We start from the raw sequence: 7,500 nt of genomic DNA on the forward strand, positions 1-7,500 counted from the left end.
CCGCCGCCGCCGCCGCGGGCGCCGCCGGGGGCGTCCTCATCGCCGGGCTCGGCGGCCGCCTGATGGCCGGCAGCCTCTACCTGTTGTCCACCGGCTTCCCGGCCTCGCGCCTCAGCCTGGCCCCGATCGGCCGCTGGTTCGGCGAGAGCGGCTTCGGACCGGTCAGCCAGCTGGTCACCGCCGGCCTCGAGGGCGCCCTGTTCAGCGCCTGCGTCATGGCCGCCATCGTCTTCGTGCGCCGAAACCCGCGGCGGCCGTGGGTCGCGACGGACGGCGACCCGTAGGACGACGAAAGCCGGCTCCGCTCGCGCGAAACCGGCTCCCGTCATCCCTTGACGCACACCACCTGACGCAGGGTGTGCACGACCTCGATCAGGTCGGTCTGGGCCGCGATGACCGCGTCGATGTCCTTGTAGGCCATCGGCGTTTCGTCGATCACCTCGGCGTCCTTGCGGCACTCGACGCCCTCGGTGGCGCGGATGTGGTCCTCCACCGTGAAGCGCCGCTTGGCCTCGGTCCGGCTCATCGCCCGACCGGCGCCGTGCGAGCAGGTGCAGAACGAGTCCGCATTGCCCTTGCCGCGCACGATGAAGGATTTCGCCCCCATCGAGCCGGGGATGATGCCCAGCTCATCCAGCCTGGCCGACACCGCGCCCTTCCGGGTCAGGAACACGTCCTTGCCGAAATGGCGCTCCTTCGAGACGTAGTTGTGGTGGCAGTTCACCGCCTCCTGCGTCGTCTCCAGATCCGGCCAGACCGCGCGGAGCACGTTCAGGACGCTGTCCATCATCACCTCGCGGTTGGCGCGCGCGTATTTCTGCGCCCACGACACCGCCCGGACATAGTGGATGAAGCCGTCCGTCCCCTCGGGGAAATAGGCCAGGTCCTGGTCCGGCAGGTTGATGTGCCAGCGCCGCATCTCGTGCTTGGCCCGTTCGATGAAATAGGTCCCGAACCGGTTGCCCACGCCCCGCGAGCCGGAGTGCAGCATCACCCACACGTCCCCCGCCTCATCGAGGCAAAGCTCGATGAAGTGGTTGCCCGTGCCCAGCGTGCCCAGGTGGCCGAAGCCACGCGGGTGCGCCGCCTTGGGGTGGGCCTCGACCACGGCATCGTAGCCGGCCTTCAGCTCGCCCCAGCGGGTGACCGCGGAGGCGGGCGGCTCGCCGGCCCAGGCGCCCTTGTCGTTGCGTCCGCCGTTGTCGGTCCGGCCGTGCGGAACGGCCGCCTCGATGGCGGAGCGGATGCCCGACAGGTCGTCCGGCAAGTGTTCGGCGCGGATCGAGGTCCGCACCGCCATCATGCCGCAGCCGATGTCCACGCCCACGGCGGCCGGGATGATGGCCCCCACAGTCGGGATCACCGACCCCACGGTCGCGCCCATGCCCCAGTGCACGTCGGGCATGACCGCGACGTGTTTGTGGATGAACGGCAGCGAGGCCACGTTCTTCAGCTGCTTCAGCGCCGCATCCTCGATGGGCACCCCCCGGGTCCATGCCTTGATCGGCACATGATCCGGGTTTTCGATCACGTCATAGCCACGCATGGCCGACGTCTCCTTCTCTGTCTGATCCTCCCGGACCGACCGTCAGGCGTCTTGCGGATACAAGAGACCCCTCCGGCCGGTGGCGGGAGGGGTTGCTGGAAAACCGAAGTCGATATGACCGGCTGTTCTCCTACGTCCTCTCCACGCGCGCGCCCTTGCCCTCGACCGGCTGGCGGTCGAGCTGCATGGGCAGGCTGGCGTTGGAGCGATAGGCGAACATGGGTCGTCTCGTTTTCGGGAGGGCGCTGATATGCGAAGTTGATCGACCGCGCCAGCCCTAATCCGTTCCGCCTCGTTTGCGGATCAATCCAGCAGCCCTGTCTCCCGCGCCGAGCGCTCGAGGTCTTCCCGGAATATCGGATCGGCGATGGCGATCAGGGCGCGGGCGCGTTCGGCGTCGCTCTTGCCCTTGAGCTCGGCCCGGCCATGCTCGGTGACGATGATGTGGACGTCGTTGCGCGGGACGGTGACCGGCCCGTCGAGGCGCGGAACGATGCGCGATACCGTCCCCTTCGCCGCCGTGGAGTGGCAGGCGATGATCGACCGCCCTCCGGCCGAGGCATAGGCCCCGCGCACGAAGTCCAGCTGTCCGCCCGAAGCCGTGAACTGGCGGCCGTTCAGATGCTCCGAACAGCAGGCCCCGGTCAGGTCGACCTGCAGTGTGGCGTTCACCGAGATCATCCGGTCATTGCGGGCGATGACGGCCGGGTCGTTCACATGGTCGACCGGATACGCCTCCATGTCGCGGTTGCCGTCGAGGAAGTCATAGGTCGCCCGCGTCCCCATACAGAAGGAGAAGATCCCCTTCCCGGAGTAGAGCGTCTTGCGGCTGTTGGTGATGACGCCCTGCTGCATCAGCTCGACCAGGCCCGGCGTGAGCATCTCGGTGTGCAGGCCCAGGTCGCGGCGGTCGCGCAGGGCCGCGCAGACCGCGTTCGGCAGGGCGCCGATGCCCATCTGCAGGGTCGAGCCGTCCTCGATCATGTCCGCGATCAACCCGCCGATGGCGAGGTCGTTGGGCGTGGGCGCAGCCACCGGAAGTTCGAGCAGCGGGGTCTGGTTCTCGACCACCGCCGTCACCCGCGACACATGGACGGTGCAGTCGCCGAACACCCGCGGCATCGCCGGGTTCACCTCGAGGATGATCCGCCCGGCGTGCTCGCTGACGGGCTTGTTGTAGTCGGTGTTGATCCCGAAGCTGAAGAAGCCGTCCTCGTCCATCGGCGAGACGGTGCAGATCAGGGTGTCGACCCCGGCTTCCCGCATCAGGCGCGGAACCTGCTGGAATCCTGTGGAGATGAATGTCACCGGATTGGGCCGCCCGGCCGCCCGCGCCCGCGCCTCCAGCCCGCGCTCGATCGCGCTGTGGAACAGGCTCATGGGCCGAATGCAACCCATCAGATCGTCCCCGAACACCGTCTCCCCGGCGATCCCGGTCGAGAGCAGATAGTAGAGGCGGACCTCGTCCACCCGTCCGGCCCGCGCCCGGTCCGCCAGTGCGGCGAGGATGGCCGGCGGCTGCGAGAACCCGAGGCCCATGGCCACCCGCGCGCCCGTCGGGATCAGGGCGGCGGCCTCGGCCGCCGACATCAGGCGCTGGGCGTAGAGGGTCTTCGACATGGCGGTTTCCATCAGCGAACCTGACCCTAACCGATCGCCAGGTCCGACAACCGGACTTTGATCAAATCAGTGGGCGCGCAGGGGCCAGCCGCCGGCCCGACTGAGCGCACTCGGCGCCGGGCGTCCGATCTTCGCCCCGATCCAGCGGGCGGTTTCGATCAGGGCGTCGAGGTCATAGCCAGTGCTGAACCCGGCCCGCTCGAGCATGTAAACCAGGTCCTCAGTCGCGATATTCCCCGTCGCGCCCGGCGCGAACGGGCAGCCGCCGATGCCGCCGACCGAGGCGTCCAGCACATCCACGCCCGCCTCGACCCCCGCATAGGCGTTGGCCAGGCCGGTGTTGCGCGTGTCATGGAAATGCAGCCGCAGGACCGCGCCGGGCGCGGCCTTGCGAGCGGCTTCGACCTTCCGCGTCACCGCCCACGGATCTCCGGCCCCGATGGTGTCGGCGAGGGCGATCTCGGCCACGCCCAGTTCGGCGACGCGGCCCACAAGGTCAGCGACCTGGTCGGCCGACACCTCGCCGTCGAACGGACAGCCCCAGACGCAGGAGAGGGTCGCCGACAGCGACGGCCCCGCGCCCGGTCCGCCTTCGGAATTGGCCCGCCCGGTCATGATGTCCGACAGCATCGACACCTGCTGGTCGACCCCCATGCCCTGGTTCTTCAGCCCGAAGCCGTCGGTGGCGGACATGGCCACATTGACCTCGTCCACCGCCGTGCCGAGGGCGCGGTCATAGCCCTTGCCGTTCAGCACCAGGCCGATGCGGCTGCGGCCCGCCTCATGCGGCAGAGCCGCAATGACCTCTTCGGCCCCGGCCATCTGGGGCACGTATTTCGGATGGACGAAGCTGACCGCCTCGATCCGGCGCGCGCCGGCGGCCTCGAGCCGGCGGACCAGCTCGGCGCGGACGGCCGGTTCCAGCACGGCCTTCTCGTTCTGCAGACCGTCGCGGGGACCGACCTCGACGAGGGTGATCGGGCGGCTCAAGGGCGGATTTCCGGGGCGGGGCCGCCGGGCGGCGCATAGACCGTCAGGCTGACGTCGTCGCCCTTGGAATAGTTGTGGCCGTTGACCACGCCCACGGCGCGGCCGGTGACGCCCAGTTGCGCGGCGGCCGCGCGGAAGGCGTCGGCGTCGCGCGCCTCGACGATGGCCGGCCGGCCCTCGGCCAGGGCCCGGGCGGCGCCGGCGGCGTTGGTCTGTTCGGTGTCGCGGCCGGTCAGGAAGACGAAACTCGGTTCATGGAAGCCGGTGATGGCGACCGGCCCGGTCCGGCCCTGGCGCGAGTGCAGGTCCGCCGCCAGCAGCACCTTCTCCAGCTGGGGCGCGACGGACAGGGGGCGGAGCTGCCGCAGCGTCCCGGCCAGGGCGCCGTGGGCGACGACGCCCAGGACGATCGAGGCGATCACGGCGGTCATCGCCGCCCGGTGCAGCATCAGGAAGGCCCCGATCAGGGCGGCCAGGATGGCGAAGACGATCGTCATCGTCGCCCAGGTCTGGGCGGTCGAGCGGCCGTATTCGGTCAGCAGCCAGACCGAGCCGACCGAGAGCAGCGCCCCGACCGCCACCGTCATCCCGGCCCCGACGTAACGCGAGGTCTTGCCGATCGGGCGGGTCAGGGCGGCGGCGGCGAGCAGGGCCAGGGCCCCGAAGGTCGGCAGGGTGTAGTGGGGCAGCTTGGTCGGGGTCAGTTCGAAGATCAGCCAGGCCGGAACCAGCCAGCAGATCAGGAAGCGGATCGCCGGCTCGGCCCGCCGGCTCCAGCCGGTCGAGAGGGCGGCGGGCAGCAGCAGGGCGGCCGGGAAGAACAGGATGGGCGCGATCAGCAGATAGAAGCCCGGCGCGACCCCGTGGCCCTCATCCCCGCCCGCGATCTTGGGCGCGAGATCGCCGCCGATGGCCTCCGTCCAGAAGCCGCCGTCGGTGGCGATGGTGATGGCGATGGCCCACGGCCCCACGATCAGCGCCACCAGCGGCAGGCCCCAGCCCCAGCCGAGCCGTTTGAGCCAGCTGACGTCGCGGTCCCAGACCGACAGGGCGATCATGGCCGGGGCCACGACGATCAGGCCGATCGGGCCCTTGATCAGGATCGACAGCCCCAGACCCAGCCAGAACATCAGCTTGTGCGGCCGGATCGGCGCTTCGCCCGCCCGCGCCGCCAGATAGATCCTCGCCAGCCCGACCATGGCCAGGGTCACCGCGCCGCACAGCATGGCGTCGGTCTTGGCGATCCCGGCCTCGGTCGACAGGACGAAGCTCGCCCCGAGCATGGCGCCGGCCAGGAAGCCGGCTCTCTGGCCGAACATGGCAGCCCCGGCCCAGGCGCAGGCGGCGGCGGCCAGCATGGCCCCGAGGATGGACGGGATGCGGTAGGGCGCGATGTCGCGATTCTCGACACTCGATGTCACCGCGACCGCCACGGCCTGCATCCAGTAGATGCCGACCGGCTTCTTCCAGCGCGGCTCGTCCTGGAAGCGGATGTCGACGAGGTCCCCCGTCTCCAGCATCTGCGACGTCGCCTGGGCGTACCGGCTCTCGTCCCGGTCCAGCGGCGGAAGCAGCATCAGGCCCGGGAGACCGGCCAGCAGGGCGACCAGGGCGGCCAGCAGGGGTCCGCGCCAGCCGGCGATGTATCGGTCGAGATCGGAAGGCGTCATGTTCATCTTCCTAACACGGCAGTTCGCGGCGCGTCATGGGTTTGCACATGGTCGGCCTGCGGCGGCTCGCGCCCCGGGCGCGGCGCCATCTCCCGCCCGGCCACGAAACCCGCTAGACAGCCGGGATGAACCAAACCATCCCCGACATTTCCGTCGTCGTCCCGGTCCATGACGAAGAGGGCGCGGCCGGCCCGCTGGCGCGCGAGATCGCCGCGGCGTTCGCGGGGCGATCCTATGAGATGGTGTTTGTCGACGACGCCTCGCGGGACGGCACGCTCGCCGAACTCCGCGGCCTGATGGCCGAACTGCCGATGTTGAGAGTGCTCAGCCACGGCGAAAACGCCGGCCAGAGCCGCGCGGTGCGGACCGGCGTGCTGGCGGCGCGCGGGGCGATCGTGGTCACCCTCGACGGCGACGGCCAGAACCCGCCCGCGGACGGCCCCAAACTGGCCGATCTGCTGGCCAGGTCGCCCTCGTCGGTGGCCCTGGTCGGGGGACGGCGGGCGAGGCGGCAGGATTCCGAGGCCAAGCGGCAGGCGTCGGTGTGGGCCAACCGCATCCGCCGCAAGCTGCTGGGCGACGACGCCGACGACACCGGCTGCGGCCTGAAGGCGTTCCGGCGCGACGTCTTCCTGAGGCTGCCGTATTTCGATCACCTGCACCGCTACCTGCCGGCCCTGATGATCCGCGAGGGCTATCAGAACCTCTATCTCGACGTCGATCATCGTCATCGCGAGACCGGGCGGTCGAAATACACCAACTGGGGACGGCTGATGGCGTCTCTGTCGGATCTCCTGGGCGTGATGTGGCTCAAGTCGCGGTCCCGCAAGCCGGGCGCGATCAGCGAATTCTGACTTTCCCCTGACGCGCGAGCGGGCGTAGCCGTATGGAGCGAACCGGGGTAAGCATCGTTAACAAGCGCGGCCGTAAGCGCGCCGCCAGACGATGGAGCCCGCCATGCTGATCGCCATCCCCCTGCTGTTCATCCCCGTGGTGATCTACGCCATCGTCATCGGGTTCGGGGTCCTCGGGTCCGGCGGACTTGCGGCGGCCCAACAGGCGTTGAGTGAACCCCTGTTCTCGATCCCGATGGTGTCCGGCAGCGCCTGGAACGTCGGTACAGGCGACCTGATCCTGTTCCTGTCGCTGATCCTGCTGTTCTTCGAACTTCTGAAATCGACGTCCAGCCAGAAGGTGGCGATCGTCAATCACGCCCTGTCGATGATCCTGTTCGTCTTCTGCCTGGTCGCCTTCCTGCTGTTCAAGGGGTTCGCGACCTCGACCTTCTTCCTGATCCTGACCATGGTCATGCTGGATGTGCTGGCCGGGTTCATCGTCACCATCATCTCGGCCCGCAAGGACCTCGACTTCGCCAGCGGCGCCTGATCGGGGCTAACGCGGCAGCCGCCAGCGCTTCCTTCCCCCATTTCGCGGGTGTTTGGCCGCTCGTATACGAGCGGCCTGCGTGGGCCACGAAGCGGGTCGGATGGGGGCTCTGTCCGCGCCCTGATGGCGAGGGGTGAGCGCGCCGCAACCCGCCCCCACCCGTCAGGTTGCGCCTGCCGGCTTCCCCCGAAATGGGGGAAGGGGGTGCTGGAGATTCCCCGATTGCCAGCATATCCCGCCTCATCAACCCCCTGACTCTGCTCGCTTTTCAAAAATTACAGCGTCCGT

General features: G+C 69.3%; 7 protein-coding genes. 3 read left to right on the top strand and 4 right to left on the bottom strand.

The annotated features are described in order from the left end of the window. The coding region (locus B2742_RS14440; protein ID WP_292067639.1) for a hypothetical protein at nt 1-284 on the top strand (284 nt) is incomplete at its 5' end. A 41-nt stretch (nt 285-325) separates the two neighbouring features. On the opposite strand, the gene B2742_RS14445 is transcribed toward B2742_RS14440, so the two are convergent. From B2742_RS14445 to B2742_RS14460, 4 genes are all read right to left on the bottom strand, one after another. Next, nucleotides 326-1,546: an RtcB family protein gene (locus B2742_RS14445; RefSeq protein ID WP_292067641.1), complete on the bottom strand. Its 1,221-nt coding sequence runs from the start codon at nt 1,544-1,546 to the stop codon at nt 326-328. Between the two features lie 303 nt (nt 1,547-1,849). Beyond that, nucleotides 1,850-3,166, bottom strand: a complete 1,317-nt coding sequence (locus tag B2742_RS14450) for an acetyl-CoA hydrolase/transferase family protein (RefSeq protein ID WP_292067642.1) — start codon at nt 3,164-3,166, stop codon at nt 1,850-1,852. A 66-nt stretch (nt 3,167-3,232) separates the two neighbouring features. Continuing rightward, the gene (locus B2742_RS14455) at nt 3,233-4,156 is read right to left on the bottom strand and encodes a hydroxymethylglutaryl-CoA lyase (protein ID WP_292067643.1); all 924 of its coding nucleotides are present in this window, start codon (nt 4,154-4,156) and stop codon (nt 3,233-3,235) included. Further along, entirely contained in the window at nt 4,153-5,826 is a 1,674-nt protein-coding gene (locus tag B2742_RS14460; RefSeq protein WP_292067644.1) for an ArnT family glycosyltransferase, read from the bottom strand. The genes B2742_RS14455 and B2742_RS14460 overlap by 4 nt, the downstream gene beginning before the upstream one ends. A 125-nt stretch (nt 5,827-5,951) precedes the next feature. On the opposite strand from B2742_RS14460, the gene B2742_RS14465 reads away from it, so the two are divergent. Both B2742_RS14465 and B2742_RS14470 read left to right on the top strand, forming a co-directional pair. Then, entirely contained in the window at nt 5,952-6,680 is a 729-nt protein-coding gene (locus B2742_RS14465; protein WP_292067645.1) for a glycosyltransferase family 2 protein, read from the top strand. Between the two features lie 103 nt (nt 6,681-6,783). Then, nucleotides 6,784-7,212, top strand: coding sequence for a hypothetical protein (locus tag B2742_RS14470; RefSeq protein ID WP_292067646.1), 429 nt, complete (start codon nt 6,784-6,786; stop codon nt 7,210-7,212). Nucleotides 7,213-7,500 lie beyond the last annotated feature (288 nt).

The organism is Brevundimonas sp. UBA7664, assembly GCF_002483305.1.
GTDB lineage: Bacteria > Pseudomonadota > Alphaproteobacteria > Caulobacterales > Caulobacteraceae > Brevundimonas.